The sequence below is a fragment of the Roseofilum sp. KMC-1 genome, assembly GCF_057802075.1.
Map to the genome: position 1 here is coordinate 2,284,383 of NZ_CM173605.1, position 16,711 is coordinate 2,301,093.

The 16,711-nt window shown below is 41.3% G+C and carries 15 protein-coding genes; 7 read left to right on the forward strand and 8 right to left on the reverse strand.

Annotation, left to right across the window (positions count from 1 at the left end):
* Nucleotides 1-4: 4 nt before the first annotated feature.
* From AC3FZD_RS10645 to AC3FZD_RS10655, 3 genes are read right to left on the reverse strand one after another with little or no spacing between them, the layout of a single operon-like run.
* A complete protein-coding gene (locus AC3FZD_RS10645) occupies nt 5-1,492 on the reverse strand; it encodes an MBOAT family O-acyltransferase (protein WP_488740101.1) in 1,488 nt (495 codons plus the stop codon).
* Nucleotides 1,493-1,496: 4 nt separating this feature from the next.
* Entirely contained in the window at nt 1,497-2,411 is a 915-nt protein-coding gene (locus AC3FZD_RS10650) for a sulfotransferase domain-containing protein (protein ID WP_488740102.1), read from the reverse strand.
* A gap of 15 nt (nt 2,412-2,426) precedes the next feature.
* On the reverse strand, nt 2,427-3,527 hold the full coding sequence (locus AC3FZD_RS10655; protein WP_488740103.1) for a glycosyltransferase family protein: 1,101 nt from the start codon (nt 3,525-3,527) through the stop codon (nt 2,427-2,429).
* Between the two features lie 251 nt (nt 3,528-3,778).
* On the opposite strand from AC3FZD_RS10655, the gene AC3FZD_RS10660 reads away from it, so the two are divergent.
* The 3 genes from AC3FZD_RS10660 to AC3FZD_RS10670 all read left to right on the forward strand — a co-directional run bounded on the left by AC3FZD_RS10660 (nt 3,779) and on the right by AC3FZD_RS10670 (nt 6,750).
* Nucleotides 3,779-4,741 (forward strand): hypothetical protein, encoded by a 963-nt coding sequence (locus AC3FZD_RS10660; RefSeq protein ID WP_488740104.1) that lies wholly within the window; start codon nt 3,779-3,781, stop codon nt 4,739-4,741.
* 34 nt (nt 4,742-4,775) lie between these two features.
* Nucleotides 4,776-5,891: a glycosyltransferase family protein gene (locus AC3FZD_RS10665; protein ID WP_488740105.1), complete on the forward strand. Its 1,116-nt coding sequence runs from the start codon at nt 4,776-4,778 to the stop codon at nt 5,889-5,891.
* Between the two features lie 175 nt (nt 5,892-6,066).
* Nucleotides 6,067-6,750, forward strand: a complete 684-nt coding sequence (locus tag AC3FZD_RS10670; RefSeq protein WP_488740106.1) for a sulfotransferase family protein — start codon at nt 6,067-6,069, stop codon at nt 6,748-6,750.
* Here the strand turns inward: AC3FZD_RS10670 and AC3FZD_RS10675 are convergent.
* From AC3FZD_RS10675 to AC3FZD_RS10690, 4 genes are read right to left on the reverse strand one after another with little or no spacing between them, the layout of a single operon-like run.
* Nucleotides 6,725-8,008, reverse strand: a complete 1,284-nt coding sequence (locus tag AC3FZD_RS10675; RefSeq protein ID WP_488740107.1) for a glycosyltransferase family 4 protein — start codon at nt 8,006-8,008, stop codon at nt 6,725-6,727. The two genes, AC3FZD_RS10670 and AC3FZD_RS10675, sit on opposite strands and share 26 nt — an antisense overlap.
* Nucleotides 8,009-8,026: 18 nt before the next feature.
* Nucleotides 8,027-10,039 carry an ABC transporter ATP-binding protein gene (locus AC3FZD_RS10680; RefSeq protein ID WP_488740108.1) on the reverse strand — a complete coding sequence of 671 codons (2,013 nt, stop codon included), beginning with the start codon at nt 10,037-10,039 and terminating at the stop codon, nt 8,027-8,029.
* 42 nt (nt 10,040-10,081) lie between these two features.
* The gene (locus AC3FZD_RS10685; protein ID WP_488740109.1) at nt 10,082-11,278 is read right to left on the reverse strand and encodes a glycosyltransferase family 4 protein; all 1,197 of its coding nucleotides are present in this window, start codon (nt 11,276-11,278) and stop codon (nt 10,082-10,084) included.
* 55 nt (nt 11,279-11,333) lie between these two features.
* Complete coding sequence (locus AC3FZD_RS10690) at nt 11,334-11,540, reverse strand: hypothetical protein (RefSeq protein WP_488740110.1); 207 nt, start codon at nt 11,538-11,540, stop codon at nt 11,334-11,336.
* A gap of 120 nt (nt 11,541-11,660) precedes the next feature.
* Here AC3FZD_RS10690 and gloB point away from each other — a divergent pair, with 120 nt between their 5' ends.
* From gloB to AC3FZD_RS10710, 4 genes are all read left to right on the forward strand, one after another.
* A complete protein-coding gene (gene gloB, locus AC3FZD_RS10695; RefSeq protein ID WP_488740111.1) occupies nt 11,661-12,434 on the forward strand; it encodes a hydroxyacylglutathione hydrolase in 774 nt (257 codons plus the stop codon).
* Nucleotides 12,435-12,530: 96 nt separating this feature from the next.
* The gene (gene rplI, locus AC3FZD_RS10700; RefSeq protein ID WP_488740112.1) at nt 12,531-12,989 is read left to right on the forward strand and encodes a 50S ribosomal protein L9; all 459 of its coding nucleotides are present in this window, start codon (nt 12,531-12,533) and stop codon (nt 12,987-12,989) included.
* Nucleotides 12,990-13,065: 76 nt separating this feature from the next.
* Entirely contained in the window at nt 13,066-14,967 is a 1,902-nt protein-coding gene (dnaB, locus tag AC3FZD_RS10705) for a replicative DNA helicase (protein ID WP_488740113.1), read from the forward strand.
* A gap of 46 nt (nt 14,968-15,013) precedes the next feature.
* Entirely contained in the window at nt 15,014-15,820 is an 807-nt protein-coding gene (locus AC3FZD_RS10710) for a Uma2 family endonuclease (protein ID WP_488740114.1), read from the forward strand.
* Nucleotides 15,821-15,824: 4 nt separating this feature from the next.
* On the opposite strand, the gene cobM is transcribed toward AC3FZD_RS10710, so the two are convergent.
* A complete protein-coding gene (cobM, locus tag AC3FZD_RS10715; RefSeq protein WP_488740115.1) occupies nt 15,825-16,634 on the reverse strand; it encodes a precorrin-4 C(11)-methyltransferase in 810 nt (269 codons plus the stop codon).
* Between the last annotated feature and the right edge of the window lie 77 nt (nt 16,635-16,711).

Here is a 16,711-nt window from a genome sequence, read left to right on the forward strand (position 1 = left end):
CACCTCAGAATTGAAAATATAGGAATTCACTGACCTGATTTAAAGAGAGCAAACACACACAAATTATTGTACCGGCTCCAACAGCCCACCACCATCTAGGTTGAAATTTATCCATAATTTCTTGGGTATTGGGACACCAAATTGCCACTGCAAGTAGCCCGATAATGGTTCCCAAATTTATTCCTAAAGTTGTAGCATCTGTTCCTGGAAGATAGGGTAATGCTGATAGCACCTCTTGTCCCTTGAATTCTACACCCAAAGGCGTTAACCAAGATAAAATAGACCCCAATTTACCCGGTAACACAATACCTTTCATTCCAGTAGCTGCTTCAATCATGAATGCAGCGTCTTGAAAGCTGGTTGACCGAAATAATATCCAACTCATCACTACAGCAAAAAACGTAATAAACCATGCAAGAAACCAAGGCAATTTAATATGCAACCGTTGCCATTGGCGGTCTATCACGAGATATAAACCATGAAGTCCTCCCCAGACAACAAATGTCCACCCTGCACCATGCCAAAGTCCCCCTAAGAACATGGTAATCATTAAATTCAAGTTTCGCCGTAGTTCACCCTTACGATTTCCTCCCAGTGGAATATACAGATAATCCCGGAGAAAGTTGGAGAGGGTAATATGCCACCTGCGCCAAAAGTCAGAAATTGAGATAGCTTTGTAAGGAGAATTAAAGTTAACTGGCAATTCAATGTTAAACATCCATCCTAAGCCAATGGCCATATCGGAATAGCCAGAAAAGTCAAAATAGAGTTGTAAGGTATAACATAACGCCCCCACCCATGCTTCAAGAAAACTCACTTCACTAGCATGATTGAATACTTCTGCTACCCAAGGAGAAAGGCGGTCTGCAATGAGCATTTTTTTACTCAATCCCAAGGTAAATAGGGTCAGTCCTCTAGCAAAATTTCTATCAGAGAAAATAAATTTACGTTTCTGCCAAAATTGCGGGATGAGTTCATCATGACGTAGAATTGGGCCAGCAATAAGTTGAGGGAAAAAAGAGACAAATAAACTATATTCAAGCACGCCATATTTTTTGGTTTCCCCACGATAGGCATCAACCAGATAAGCAATTTGAGTAAAGGTATAAAACGAAATACCTAGAGGCAGGACAATGTTGGGTACTGGCAGATCCGTATTCAAGAATCCATTTATCGATTGAGCTAAAAATCCTGCATATTTGTAATATCCGATAAATCCTAAGTTTATCAAGATACCACTGACCAATAAGAGTTGAGCTTTTTTACTTTCATCTCCTGCTCTCGATATGAAGCTACCCATGAAAAAGTTAGCGAGAATAGAAATTAGGAGTAGAGGTAAATAGGCTACATTCCAGTATGCATAGAAAAAAAGTGAAGTAACTGCTAACCAGATCATTGCTGCTAGGGTGAGATACAATCTAGCCAGACAAAAAAAAACGATTAAGGTAATGGGTAAAAATAAGACAATAAATACATGAGAATTGAATAACATAGCCTTACTGCAACCAATTAGATAAATCACGGTTAATTAACTCTTGAAGCTGGAGAATATCTTCTCTATAAACGTTAATAAGTTTCTTCCTGGTTTTATCTGAAAGCTTTGGTTTTCCTTGGTTACGCTGCTTCAGATTATCAGCTAAACGCTTGCGTAGTCCAGTAGGAAAGAAAGGCTTTAAAACCGCTTTAATGGGATTGGGTCGATGGAGAAGTGTATTGACTATTCTATTTTTAGGAACTTCTGTTTTATTATGATTTTTAGTAAAATCTGGAGTAAAACTTTCATCAACACCCAAAAAAGAAAATGTATCTTGAGTGACAGCCAACTTATCTTTAATTAGATCTTCATAGAGATAGATTTTGATTTGACTGGCATCAAATCGGTCGAAATAGCGCTTGAGCTGAGTATAATAAAATCCTCGTTTGATATAATGCCAATTGTGACTCCACCCTTGAAAAATTCGGTTCTCTTCTGCTTGAATGGCTTGATGAAAATCAAAGTCAGTATCGGGTTCAAACCCCTGAGATGCCCAGTATAAATAATGAGAAAAAGCTCGTTCTACTGGATCGCGAAGAATAGCAATGAGTTTGACTTCTGGGATATAGTGTTGTATCCGTTCTGGTGCTTTTTCACTATAAATGTATACAGTTGAGGCTTCACCGATCGCCTTTTGGGTAGTCACCTGGTCAAAAAGAGAGCTGTAGGTATTCAGATCGGTAATTCGATCTTTCATCTTAAATATACCTTGTGGGCCAGGATATTCCAATGGTTCACCTTCTAGAGCAAAAAAATCTGGTTCTTTATAATACCCGGAAGGGACATAAATTTCTGGATGCTGCTTTAAATAATAGTACAGAGATGTGGTTCCTGCTTTTGCTGCACCAATAAGCAAAAAATTCGGCATTTTCATCATTTAAAAATCCTCATATCAATAGTAATTTAACCAGAGTTTAGCAGTATTTTCCCAAGTTTCTGCTTGTGCGAACTGCTGGAAGTTTTGACGAATTTCTGCTAATCGCTCTGGATTGTTTAATAACTCTACAATTTTGATTGCAATAGCTTCTTGAGTGGTTTGATCGTAAGGGTTTCCGGGTGCTTTTATGCAATATTTTTTTTCACTCAAGGCGTAGCAGTCAGTTGTAACTGGAACACAACCTACAGCAGCCGATTCGCGAACTGAAATACAATCTATTTCTTGAAAGGTACAACCATAGTAGTGAATAGATGTTGTAGCTTTCTCTTGGATTAATTGTTCTACTCCAATTCTACCCTGTTCAGTAACACCCGGTTGATCGATCAATGCCATCATTTTTTCTTTCCAGGCTTGAAGCTCTGGTTTACTAAAATCATTGCCTGACCAACCATAATAGAGATGCAAATGAGCCTGGGGAATTTCTCGCTTGATGATTGGCCAACCATATTGTAGCATTCTTTCCAATCCTCTAATATAATTAGATGCATAAATCAATTTATACGGATCTTTAGAAGACTGACTATACTGAAAGTAAGATGGATCGACTCCATTAGGGACGATCGCGATTTTTTCTTCTGCTATTTCCGGTAATAAACTTCTGTGGTACGCTGATTTGACAAACACGCGATCGAAATTCTTTAGCTTAGACTTACTGACTTGATCGGGCTGCATAACTTCATGCAAATCCAACCAAATCTTGTTGGCTTTAGTCTGGGAAGATAGCCGCCAAGGATAGCGCCAAATAATTAATATGTCAAATCGATCGTATTGATTGAACTCAGAATAGTGACGATACTCTACTCCCTCATAAATTCCTGCTTGGGTTCCACAATTATTGTAAACGGTAACTTGATATCCTAACTTCACCCAGACTCGAGTGAGTTGTATAATGGCAATCTCCGATCCACCTAATCCAATTTTTAAATTTTCTGGTGTCCAAATATAAGCTGTTGGGCCAGTATAATAAACAATAGAATTTTTTTTCCATGCATTCCGTTTAAACCAATGGTTGATTTGTGTGAGTTTATTCTGAAACTTTTTAATTAGTGTTTTCATCCCACGTAGATCCATAAAGGCTGACTAAATATCTATAACTGGAAGAATTTTGATAATAAGCATGGATATTGAGTAAAACTAATTAAAGCTATATCTTGATTTAGAGCGATGGGTTGCATCAGGTAACTTCTATGGGATATACTAGGTAAAGTAAAGATTTAAGGAAACCAAATATTCCTTAAAAATAGATACTATATACATAACTATCGTTCTTAAGATAATCGGCAGTAACTATCAAGAGGGAAGTTTTCATGGGAGATCCAAGCTGTTCGCTTTCAATCTTAGTCGCACGGACTGACATTCCATTTATGATGCACACAATTCCTCACCTCGTCAAGATGTGCAACTTCCCGTTTAGTCAACGCTTGCTGGCAGTAGATACAGCACCTTTATCGGGGGATAAAGTCAATCGTCCTGGCATTGGCACTTTAGAACAAGTTCGTGAATACTGTAGTCAGTTGTTGAAATCTGGAATAGTGGATAAGGTGGTTGACATTAACTACGATCCAGAGTACCGTCGCCAAGTTTATCAGAAACATTTGGGTAATGGCAAGATCCAACCTACCCATAATTATAAAGGCTACCCAATCCTAGGTACAATTTTTTCTCTGGAAGAACCAACGGGTGACTATCTTCTGCACTTTGATAGTGATATGATGCTCTATCAGCAATCAGACTATACCTGGATTGAGGCAGGTATAGAGTTATTGAAAAACCATCCAGAGGTGATGGCGGTTCGTCCCTTGGGAGGGCCTCCAGCAGAAGATGGAAAATTATATCAAGACAAAAAAAAGTATACAAAAGATCCTACTGGGTTTTATAAGTTCAAGTTTTTCTCGTCAAGAGTGTATTTAATTGACCGAAAGCGCTTTGATAGCTTACTTCCTTTGCCTGTGTTATGGCGTTCTTATCGTAACCAATGGCTTAATCCTCTACCTATCCCAGTTAAGACGCTGCTAAACTGCTATACCGGTAAGGGTAAATTGGCCTCTTGGGAGGTGATGGTCTCGCAAAGAATTGAAAAAGATGCTTATGTTCGTGCTACGATGGATTCGCCGAAAGCTTGGACAATTCATCCGAATACGCGATCGCCGAAATTTATTGCTGCACTGCCGGACATTATACAAGCCATTGAATCGGGCCAGTATCCTTCAACTCAAGCGGGATACTACGATCTAAAACTCAATGATTGGTTGAATTACTTGAGTGCTTAAGAGATCGATAAACACTGTTTTTGGGGGTCAAGACATGCCGTTAGAATCTTTGAAAAATGTCCTTAAAAGTAGACTACCCTGGACGCAAAACTTAACCCAGAAACTAAGAGCTAAAACTTGGCCCGATCGCTCAATTGCCTGTTATGTTGGCAATAAACCCATGGTACTAGAATCTGATTTGCGAGCTAAAGGAGCCAGTGGATCGGAAGCTTCTATTATCTTTTTGACTCAAGAATGGGCAAAAAAAGGGTATCAAGTTACGGTTTACACCAATACTGAAGGTAAAGATGGAATATATAACGGCGTTAATTATCAGCATTTCCGTCAATGTAATTGGTATGATAAGTTTGATACTTTATTAATCGCACGCAATCCAGGGTTATTGAATCTAGAGACTCAAGCTAAACGAATTTGGTTAGAATGGCAAGATGTTGCTTATCCACCCAAATCTTTTACGCCCCAATACTTAGATAAATTTGATAAGATTTTTGCTAAAAGCTATTATCAACGACAGCTTTTACCAGAAGTGCCGGATGAAAAATTTGTAATTATTCCCAATGGTGTGTCTCCTTGGGTACTGGAAATAGGAGATCGCCCCAAAAATCCCTACAAGCTTGTCTATGCTTCCCGATATTACCGGGGTCTGGAATCCATGCTATCCTATGGTTGGCCGATTATTAAACAGCAAATCCCCGAAGCAGAACTGCATCTTTTTTATGGCTTTACCCAGCGAGATGAGCGTCCAGTACAGCTCCCTTGGAAGCAGAAAATGATGGAACTCATCGATCAACCGGGAGTAATCGATCGCGGCAAAGTCGGATATGAAGAACTAATGGCAGAAAAAGCCACTGCTTCTATCCATTACTATGGCTGCACCTATGAGGAAGTAGACTGTATCTCCGTGCGCGAGTCTTCCCTAGTCGGTTGTGTCCCTGTTACCACTAATTTTGCTGTCTTGGGGGAAAAATCCTATTGCCTTACCGTTCCTGGAGAACCAGCCGATCGCAACACTCAAGAGGCGATCGCCCATAAAATCATTCATCTATTAAACCATCCCGATGAATTAGAATCTATCCGTCAAAATACTAAAGAACTAGCTAAACATGAAACCTGGGATAACCTCGCTCCTCTTTGGTTAGAACAGCTCTAATCTCAAACCAACCCTTAAAGTGGTAAACCCTATGGCAGGCTTAAGAACCCTAATCCAAAATAAAAAAAGTCAACTCAAGGCTAACTATTATACATACCGAATTCAGTCAACAACCGATCCCTACAGCATCGCCTTTCGATCGACTCCCTATAAAGTAATTTTTATCCTCGGTCATATGCGATCAGCATCTTCTCTACTGGTGCATTTATTAAACAGTAACCCAGAAATTATTGGCTATGGAGAAAGCCATATTCGCTATACCAGCGAGCAAGATCTAAAAAAACTATTATACAAAGTTTATTCCCGTGTCGGCAAACTCAGGATGAACCATCCTTATATCCTGGATAAGCTCCTACATAATAGTAAGCTTTTGAATGAAAACCTTTTGCTCTCAAAGCATATTTATAAAATCTTCCTCATTAGAAATCCTCAGCAAACTTTACCCAGCATCTTAAAAATAAAACCCCATTGGAGCCAAGAGAAAACCGTCAATCACTATATTGAGCGTCTAGTGACCTTAGAAAGGTATGCAGAACAGATTAACTCTAAAGAACGCTCTTTACTAATCACCCACGATCAGCTTTTGAATCGAACAGAAGATGTTTTTAGATCGCTGCAATCATTTTTAGAAGTCGATCATCCATTTTCAGAACAATATCAAGTCTTAAGCACCACAGGACAGCGTGGAGTCGGGGATTCTTCAGAAAATATAAAACAAGGTAAAATTTTGAGAGAAACTTCAAAAGTTAATGATAGCTCATGCTCAAACTGGATCAAACCATCTTTCGTAAATTATGACAGATGTTTTTCTGTGTTATGCCAATATTGCAAAACTACTGGAGACTTTTCAGGTATTTAACATACTCTTGTGCAACGACTTCCCACGTCCAATAAGAAAACCGTCTCTCAATTTCTGAATCTGACAACCTTGGTTTAGGATGATCAATAAACTGTTGTATACACTTGGCCAGATCTTCTGGATTGCCTGGGGAGAAAAAATCAACCCGATCGCTACAATTATATAACTCCACTTGTTCTCGAAACACTTCTAAATCAGAAGCAATTACAGGAATTCCTCTAACAATTGCTTCTGATAATGCTAGTCCAAATCCTTCATATTTAGAAGGCACTACCACACAACTACAGTTTTCATACCAAAATTCAACTTCTTCTGGAGAACAATAGCCCAAACCTTGAAAATGTGCTTTTATGACTTCTTCATTTTGCTTATAAATTTTTTGGCATTCTTCAATGTACTTTTTATATTCTTCACTCTTCGATTGTTGGGATAATTTCAAGTTTCCATCCAAAAAACCATCAGTTTCTTTGCCAACTAAGACGATTTGAAAATTATTTTTTGATGTTGATACTATCAACCCTGCTTTGAGAAGATTAAGTTGATCTTTATATACTCCAAATGAAGAAGGAAAATAAAAAATAATATCATTATGTAGAGTTTTGTGTATTGAATGGTTTGAAGTTTTGGCTGAAATTTCAGGAAGAAATCCTGAATTTGGTATTGCTTTTATTTTATCGCTAAAACCTGGAAAAATTGAAAGAACGTCTTGCCGTGTTTTGTGAGAGACAGTAAATATAATATTAGCTTTTCTAAGCCATTCTAATAAGCTTTTATCATAAGCTGTAATATAAGATTCAGAATAAGTTAGAGGTGAAAAATGCCAAAAAACATCATGTGTAATCATTCCTAAAGGAATAGGAAGTTCAGGGGGATTCAACTTATTTGCTATCATGTATAGACAGTGCGTAGCCTTATGCTTATTAATCAAATGATTAATAGTTGTTTGCGTCTTAGTATCCTGGAGCTTTTTCAATATTTTCCTTGTTACATTAGATGTTAAAGTTTTTTGTCTCAAAAAATCGAGTATTTTTTCGGAAATTCTTATAAAGTAATGTGCCCATGACTTATGCACAACTGAGAAGGATTCTATGGTAATATTTTCATGACCTTTGAAAACTTCTTTGAAGGAGTCAACTTCTTTAAATGGTAAGACTAAAATAACTCGATCAGCTAGTTTTGAAAATTCTTGTACTAGAGCGATAATGACTCTCTCTACACCACCCCGACGATAATATTGTATAGGGATAATTATTTTCATGATCTTCGATATTTATTCTTATCTCAATTTATTTTCAAAAATCTCAAATGTTCTGAGCAGAGTAATCGCTGAACGGTACGCTTCTTCTGTTAATTCTAATTGTTCCTCTGGAGTATCCACAATTTCATCTGCCAATAACCTTAATGAACCAATCATAGAATTGAGTTGAGTTCTCGCTTCATAGGAGGCCTTAGATAGGGTTTCATAGTCAACCATTTTCTGTCCAGTAGACTCAGACTTTTCTGTTTCTGAAAATTGCATGGAATGCAGACGATGATATAGTCCCTGTTTGTCCAATAATTCCTGGTGAGTCCCGACTTCTACAACTTGTCCTTTATCTAAAACGGCAATTTGATCGGCATTCTGAATGGTGGATAGACGGTGAGCAATGACTAATGTGGTGCGATCGCGACTGAGATGATCGATCGCCTCCTGAACGATACGCTCAGACACCGTATCCAGCGCACTCGTAGCTTCATCTAAGATCAAGATATCCGGATCTTGCAGCAACGCTCTGGCGATCGCCAACCTTTGTCGTTGTCCCCCAGAAAGCATCACCCCGCGATCGCCCACCTCCGTTTCCCACTTTCTCGGCAACTCCATAATAAAATCATAAGCATTCGCCTGTTTTGTTGCCATTATCATCTCATCCTCCGTCGCATCTGGACGAGCATAGATAATATTATTCCTCACCGTATCATTAAACAAAAACGTCGTTTGACTGACAATCCCCATCGATCGTCGCAAAGTTCGCAGCTCAAACTCACGAATATCCCGACCATCGATCAGAATATAACCCTCCGTCGGATCGTAAAACCTAGGCAACAAATCCGCAAACGTCGATTTTCCGGCTCCTGACGAACCCACTAAGGCCAAACTTGTTCCTCTCGGCAATACTAAATCAGCATTTTTGAGTACCAAATTGCCATGACCGGGATAGGCAAAGGATACATTCTGGAAATGTATTTTATCCTTAAACCCATTAAAAGGAACAATCCCTTGAGTCATAATCGGCTTATTATCACGCCGCCAAATATCATAGGTAAAATCAACACTAGCTAACGATTTAGCCAGCGTATTTCTGGTATTATTAATTTGATTAACCACTGGCATCATCCTAAATAGGATAAATAGATAGGTGAGTAAAATCGCTGATAAAGTTTGCAGTTGATTGGAAAAGAACACCCGACCAATCATCAAAATCGCAATCACTGTAAATATATTAGTTATTTCACTAAACGGTCTAATCAGGGCACTATTGCTTTGAGCTAGAAAGTTAAAATTCTCTAGATCCAGCATTATTTTATTGATTAAATTCAATTCCTTTTCTTCATTACCTACTGACTTAACTAATCGAATTCCTCCTAAAACCTCCAACACTTTAATTGAATAATACTTTTGCATATCAGCAGATTGCTTTCCCAATATTTTAGAACGTTTAATGACCCCTTGATTCACCACTGCAACCAAAATAATTAGTAGAGTAGAGACAACCGTCAATTGCCAGGATAATGAAATCAAGAAAAACAGAAAAATAAAAGCAGTAATTAGGTTAATCGCCAAATCAATATAGGCATTAATTGCTGTAGTGGTTTGTGCTGTATCACTGCCTAAGCGTTTGGTAATATCACCTAACTTATTTTTGCTATAAAAATCAATATCCGTTTCTAAAAGAGTTGACATTATATCAATCTTCATACTATTGGTTATTCTTCGCTTGAAGGCGGCTGCTACAACAGTACGCCAGTAATTCACCCCTTCTTTTAAAACAATTGTTAATATAATGGCCGCCAACATCACCCCTAGTCGGTACTGTTCTGGGATTGCATCAAAGGGAGCAAAGATAAGTTTAAGTGCAGGAGGCGCTCCTCTAAGTTTAATTTCTTGTCCCACAATTTGAAGAATGACAGGGATAATTAATGCCGTATTAACACCATTAAAAATTGCCCCAGAAAAGCCCAGAACAATATTAGCCATCAAAGATAACGGATATTCTTTTAGATATTTAAATAAAAACTGTCTAGATGACATCCTTAAATTCTCCACTTGACATAGTTTTTACGATAATTTCATCTATTTATGAACCATATCATCCATCAGATTTTCTAAAATTTTTGACATGGTTTTAATACTATAGTATTCTATACACCTTTCACGGCTTGTTTGACCTTTTTGATTAGCTGCATCTAAATCATTGAAAATAAACTGAATCTGCTCGGCAATCCGATCGGGAGATTCCGGATCGACTAAATAACCAGTTCCTCCTAAAATCTCTGGTAAATCACCTACATTAGACGCTAAAATCGGCTTGCCCATAGCCATAGCATCGGTTAATTTTAGCGGAAATTGGGCTAAGGCAGCCGGGGTATTGCGTTGAGGCACTACCACTACATGGGCCGCAGACACGACTTCCGGCATTTTCTCATAGGGCAGTTTAGGAATCTGAATAATCCACCGTCCCCATTGCTCTTGCAAACGGCGGTCATAATCATCATAAGGACTACCGCCAATAATGACCACTCTTAAATCCGGTTGATTCAGTCGATCTAACGCCAGTAAAACATCTTCAATTCCTTTATAGGGTCTTGGCGCTCCGGGAAACATTAGCACTCGATAGTCTGAAAGTCCGTACCGCTCCCTGGAAACTTCCGGATTATAATTCTGGGGATTAAACAGAGTCGTATCTTTACCATTGGGAACATAAACCCCACCAAAACGCTCTTGCAAAAATCGAGTATGAACAGTTACCGCATCAGCTAGAGAGACCTGATTTTCCATCCATTTGAGATAAAGGGGATGATCGGGCATTCTCAGCGCTCCCTCTGGCTTGAGAAGATCGCGGCCAAACTGTTTTAGACCGGGACGATAGCGCCATTGATCTCCCCCATGCCAACTCAATTCCCAATCATCAATATCTAAAATCACAGGGCAACGGCGCTGTATTTTTTTCAGCAGAGCTAAACCAAAACTGGTGGGTTTTGGTCTTAAGGCATAAAGAATATCCCCTTGAATCGCTTTGAGTAAGGTTTGGGCCGAGTGGAAAAAACCCGGATAGTTGACACCCGGCACACAAACCATGGGATATTTGGACTCAGAAATATCTGGAGGTTCGCCAAAGCTAAATCCTAGGATTTCTACCTCATGGCCCAATTGGGTCAAAGCTTGGGCTAATAGGAAGGTGCGAACAGCTCCCCCCCAGCGGCCGGCTCCTGCTTGTGAGAGGTCACTGACGAGTATAGAAATTTTTAATGGATTAGATTGGGTCTCCATCACCGACGATCGCCTCAAGAATAATTTTTCATGCCTTAGTATTATTTTTGACATCTCAAGAATCAACTAATTTTAACCTTCCCGTTTGTAGAGCATCCAAGATCCGATTAATCTCCTGCTTCATCTCCTGAGTCAGTTTCATATTCGAGATTAAAGCCGAGGTGATAATTAAGTATTCTTTAGGTGTCAGTTGGCCTCTCTCAATAATTCCTTTCACTACTTGGGTGACCAAGTTCGGTTGGCTAGATGGAGAACGGGACATAAAGTGTTAATGTAGCTAATGAGAAGCTGAAACAGACAGAAACTTCACCTCATATCTTACCCTTACAATAGAAGAGAATAGGAAAATTCTATAGTTCATTAAGCATATCATCGAGATCCTATGGAAGTTTACCGACTGCCTGCCCTTTCCGATAACTATATTTTTGTTGTACACGATCGCCACCTCAATCAAGCTGCTGTTGTCGATCCGGCCCAACCGCAACCCGTACTAGACTGCCTAGACGAGTTAGGAGCAGACCTGATTGCCATCCTCAACACCCATCATCATAGCGATCATGTGGGCGGCAACCAACCGTTAATCCAGCGATATCCCCACCTTCAAGTTTATGCCGGTGCTGTAGACCGGGGGCGAATTCCCGGACAACACTTTTTCCTTGAAGACGGCGATCGCCTCACCATTTTAGGTCAAGAAGCCCAAATCTTCTTTGTACCCGGTCATACCAAAGCACACATCGCCTACTACTTCCCCCCCACAGATCCCAATGAACCCGGAAACCTCTTCTGTGGAGACACCCTATTTGCCGGGGGATGCGGTCGCCTTTTTGAGGGAACCCCAGCCCAAATGGTTAATTCTCTGAGCAAATTAAGAACCCTGCCCGACAACACCCAAATTTGGTGCGCCCACGAATACACCCTCAGCAACCTCAAATTTGCCCTGACGGTAGATGGAGATAACCCCAAATTACAAGAGCGATTTGCCAGCGTCAAGGAAGCGAGGCAAAACAACCAACCCACCGTCCCCTCCCTCCTCGGTCTCGAAAAACTCACCAACCCCTTCCTCCGTTGGGATCAGCCCAGTTTACAAGCGGCAGCCAACAGCACCGATCCCGTGCAAACCTTTAGTCGCATTCGCGGGAAAAAAGACCTATTTTAGAACTTGAGACTATCCGAGAATTGCGATCGCCCCCAAAGTCCGATATAATAAAAGACTTTGATCCAACTTAACCCACTCAAGAAAACCCAACTCATCATGAGCAAAAGAGTACAAATCGTATTAAACAAAGATGTAAGCAAACTCGGCAAATCTGGAGATGTCGTAGAAGTAGCCCGTGGTTATGCCCGTAACTATCTCATCCCCCATGGTGTCGCCTTGCGAGCCACCCCAGGCATCCTCAAACAAGTAGAAATCCGCAAAGAAAAAGAACGCCAGCGCCTAATTGAAGAAAAACGCCAAGCCCAAGCCCGCAAAACGGCCCTCGAAACCATTGGTCGCTTCACCATTCGCAAACAAGTCGGCGAAGGAGAAGCCATTTTTGGAACCGTTACCGACCGGGAAGTAGCCGAAGTCATCCTCGAAACTACCGCCCAAGAAGTAGACCGTCGTGGCATTACCCTACCGGAAATTAGCAAACTCGGCTTCTATAACGCCCAAATTAAACTCCATCCCGAAGTCACCGCGACTGTTGAAATTCAAGTGGCCGCCCTCTAGGGGTAGGGGAATGGGGGAGTGGGGGAATGGGGAGACCTTAAAATAGAATGATTCTATTCCCTATTTCCTTATTCCCATGGTCAGCGAGTCCAACCTCCCAGCCCTTCCCGAAACCCTTCCTCCCCAAAACATTGAGGCAGAAGAATCCATCCTTGGCGGGATTTTACTCGACCCAGAAGCCATTAATCGGGTGATTGATATTCTTCGCCCGGAAGCCTTTTCCATCTCCGCACACCAAAAAATTTATCAAGCCACCCTCACCCTGCACAACAGTGGCAAACCCACGGATTTTATGACCGTGAACAGTTGGCTCTCTGACCATAATCTATTAGATAAAGTAGGGGGTCAGAGCAAACTGGTACAACTGCTCGACCGTACCGTAAGTGCGGTCAATATTGACGAGTATGCCAAACTCGTCATGGACAAATATCTGCGCCGTCAACTGATTACGGCTGGTCATGAAATAGTACAGTTGGGCTATGATACCGCAACGGATATTAAACAAGTTCTCGACCAAGCCGAACAAAAAATCTTTAATCTCACCCAAGACCGAGTACAAAAAGGGCTGGTTTCTTTAGCGGAAACCTTAACCCACACCTACAAAGAAATCCAATCTCAAAGTACAGGAGAAATTTTACCCGGTCTCCCCTGTCAATTTTACGATCTTGATGCTATGACGGGGGGATTTCAGCGATCGGATTTGATTATTATTGCGGGCCGGCCGTCCATGGGAAAGACGAGTTTCGCGCTCAATATTGCTAATAATATTGCCCAATCAACTCACTTAGCCGCCGCGATTTTTAGTTTAGAAATGTCTAAAGAGCAATTAGCGCTGCGTTTGCTCTCTAGTGAAGCGAGAATTGAAAGTAATCGTCTCAGGTCAGGCAGGATTAGTCAAACAGAATGGGAGCCTTTAATTGAGGCACAAACGAATTTGTCTGAGTTGCCGATTTATATTGATGATACGGCTAATACTACGGTGACGCAGATGCGATCGCAAGTTCGCAGACTGCAAGCAGAACAAGGACAACTGGGATTAGTGCTGCTTGACTACCTGCAACTGATGGAAGGAAGCAGCGATAACCGGGTGCAAGAACTCTCTAAAATCACTCGGCAACTCAAGATACTCGCACGGGAATTGAATGTACCAGTTATTGCTTTATCTCAGCTTAGTCGTTCAGTAGAATCGCGTACCAATAAACGGCCAATGATGTCAGATTTGAGGGAGTCAGGTTGTTTAACAGGAGATACTCTAATTCCCTTAGCTGATGAAGGGATTGAAGTTCCAATTCAAAATTTACTCGGTCGCTCTAACTTTACGGTTTGGGCAGTCAATTTAGAGAATTTGAAAATTGAAAAAGCGATAGTTACCAAAGTTTTTTCGACAGGAATTAAGCCTGCTTTTAGGCTCACAACTGCTTTAGGACGTAAGATTCAAGCCACGGCGAATCATCCCTTTTTAACCATTGATGGATGGAAAAGACTGGATCAGTTGGACATAGGCTCTTATATTGCTCTACCTCGAATATTACCGAGTCTAAAACATTCATCTATGAGTGATAAACATCTAGCCCTCTCCCTATATCCCTCTCCCACGGGAGAGGGACTTTCTCCCCTTCTCCTGCGGGAGAAGGGGTTGGGGGATGAGGGGCAATGGTCTACTTTAGCCAATAGTGAGATTTATTGGGATCGAGTGGTTTCTATAGAAGCTTGTGGAGAAGCAAAAGTTTATGATTTGACAGTTCCTGGTTATCACAATTTTGTGGCTAATAATATTGTTGTTCATAACAGTATCGAACAAGATGCAGATCTAGTGATTATGTTATACCGAGATGAATATTATAATCCCGATACCACCGATCGCGCGATCGCCGAAGTGATCATCACCAAACACCGCAATGGCCCCACTGGAATCGTTAAACTGCTCTTTGACCCCGAATTTACCCGCTTCCGCAACCTCGCCAAACCCCACAATTAATTCAATCAAGCCTGCGATAAACTAAAGAGAAACTCCTCGTCAACTTATGCTACTGAAATACCATCTCAGAAATAGTTTACCCTCAGCAAAAGATTTACCTGACTCAGATGAAACTCCTGTGGATAACGAACTGCAAGATTTAATTCCCACTCTCCTCAAAGCGATGCTCGCACTCATTTGGTCAGAGCGGATGGATTGGTTTTTTGGGGTAGACATGGGAATTTATACCGATCCGAATCAACCCGCTATCGTCCCCGATGGTTTTTTGAGTATCGGTGTCCCTAGAATTATTGATGAAGGTTTACGATTATCTTATGTTCTTTGGGAAGAGCAAAAAGTGCCGACTTTAGTGTTAGAAGTAGTGTCCACAACACCCAGGGGAGAATATAACGAGAAAAAACAAAAATATGCCCAATTGGGAGTTCTCTACTATGGGATCTATAATCCTCTGCGGAAAAAGAAACAGAAGCTAGAAGTCTATCAACTCAAGGGAAATGACTATGAATTATTATCAGGAGAACCGGTATGGTTATCCCAACTCAATTTAGGCATTGGTCGCGATCGAGGAACCTATCAGGGAATAGAGAGAGAATGGCTCTATTGGTATGATGAAAACGGAAAGCGCTATCTCACTCCAGAAGAGAGAGCAGAGACTGCTGAACTAGAGCTAGAGAGGGAACGCCAAGAAAAGGAACGCCAGCGTCAGGAAAAGGAACTCGAACGTCAGGAAAAGGAACGGCAACAGCAAAGAGCCGATCGCGCTGAAGCCGTGGTTAATGAGCAAGAGCAGACCATTCAACGGTTGAGAGAGCGTCTAGCACAACTGGGTATCGATCCAGATACTCTGAGTTAATGATTTAAGGGCGAAACAAATGGGAATGATCGGGATGATAAAGCTGCGATCGCCCTCCCATCCCCTTAAGCGCCGGACTAATCACATACAACGTCGTCCGTATTAACTCCTGCTCCTGAGTCTCGCGGGCCATCTTCTCCAAGGGAACCACCACAATCTGCTCATCCGGCCATCCCAATCGATAACATATCGCCACCGGAGTATCCGCCGGATAATGCTGTAACAACTGCTCCTGGGAACGTTCCACATGACGAGCTGCCAAATACAAACATAAACTCGCTTGATGGGCTGCCAAAGACTCCAAATCTTCCCCTGAAGGCATTTGAGACGCTCGGCCGCTGACGCGCGTTAAAATAATCGTCTGCACCAACTCTGGAACCGTTAACTCCACCCCCAACCGGGCGGCCGCTAACTGAAAGGCACTAATTCCCGGTACAATTTCAAACGGGATTCCTGCTTCTGATAACCCTTGAATTTGCTCGCCGATCGCACTATACAAACTCGGATCGCCCGAATGCAAGCGCACCACCACCCGACCTTGACGCACCCCCTCAATCATGATCGGTAAAATCGACTCTAGGGTTTGATGGCCCGTCGGAATCAATTCGGCATCCTCACGGGTATCGAGCAACATCTGCTTGGGAACCAAAGAATTGGCATACAGAATCACATCCGCTTGGGCCAAAATCCGTTGAGCGCGAACCGTCAGCAATTCCGGGTCGCCAGGGCCAGCACCAACAATATAAACAGCAGGTTTTAGGGGTGTTTTAGTCATCGGAAAGATCTCAGAATCGGCGATCGTGGATCGTAACATTATTTATACCCGAATTCATCAACAGATATCCTAGGCATGAGGTGAGTTAAGAACAAAAATCCTCAATTCTTCCGGAT

Bases quoted from the DNA above. Each gene is read 5' to 3' on its own strand.
- AC3FZD_RS10645 (WP_488740101.1), bottom strand. From the start codon at position 1,492: ATGTTATTCAATTCTCATGTATTTATTGTCTTATTTTTACCCATTACC.
- AC3FZD_RS10650 (WP_488740102.1), bottom strand. From the start codon at position 2,411: ATGATGAAAATGCCGAATTTTTTGCTTATTGGTGCAGCAAAAGCAGGA.
- AC3FZD_RS10655 (WP_488740103.1), bottom strand. From the start codon at position 3,527: ATGAAAACACTAATTAAAAAGTTTCAGAATAAACTCACACAAATCAAC.
- AC3FZD_RS10660 (WP_488740104.1), top strand. From the start codon at position 3,779: ATGGGAGATCCAAGCTGTTCGCTTTCAATCTTAGTCGCACGGACTGAC.
- AC3FZD_RS10665 (WP_488740105.1), top strand. From the start codon at position 4,776: ATGCCGTTAGAATCTTTGAAAAATGTCCTTAAAAGTAGACTACCCTGG.
- AC3FZD_RS10670 (WP_488740106.1), top strand. From the start codon at position 6,067: ATGCGATCAGCATCTTCTCTACTGGTGCATTTATTAAACAGTAACCCA.
- AC3FZD_RS10675 (WP_488740107.1), bottom strand. From the start codon at position 8,008: ATGAAAATAATTATCCCTATACAATATTATCGTCGGGGTGGTGTAGAG.
- AC3FZD_RS10680 (WP_488740108.1), bottom strand. From the start codon at position 10,039: ATGTCATCTAGACAGTTTTTATTTAAATATCTAAAAGAATATCCGTTA.
- AC3FZD_RS10685 (WP_488740109.1), bottom strand. From the start codon at position 11,278: ATGGAGACCCAATCTAATCCATTAAAAATTTCTATACTCGTCAGTGAC.
- AC3FZD_RS10690 (WP_488740110.1), bottom strand. From the start codon at position 11,540: ATGTCCCGTTCTCCATCTAGCCAACCGAACTTGGTCACCCAAGTAGTG.
- gloB (WP_488740111.1), top strand. From the start codon at position 11,661: ATGGAAGTTTACCGACTGCCTGCCCTTTCCGATAACTATATTTTTGTT.
- rplI (WP_488740112.1), top strand. From the start codon at position 12,531: ATGAGCAAAAGAGTACAAATCGTATTAAACAAAGATGTAAGCAAACTC.
- dnaB (WP_488740113.1), top strand. From the start codon at position 13,066: ATGGTCAGCGAGTCCAACCTCCCAGCCCTTCCCGAAACCCTTCCTCCC.
- AC3FZD_RS10710 (WP_488740114.1), top strand. From the start codon at position 15,014: ATGCTACTGAAATACCATCTCAGAAATAGTTTACCCTCAGCAAAAGAT.
- cobM (WP_488740115.1), bottom strand. From the start codon at position 16,634: ATGTTACGATCCACGATCGCCGATTCTGAGATCTTTCCGATGACTAAA.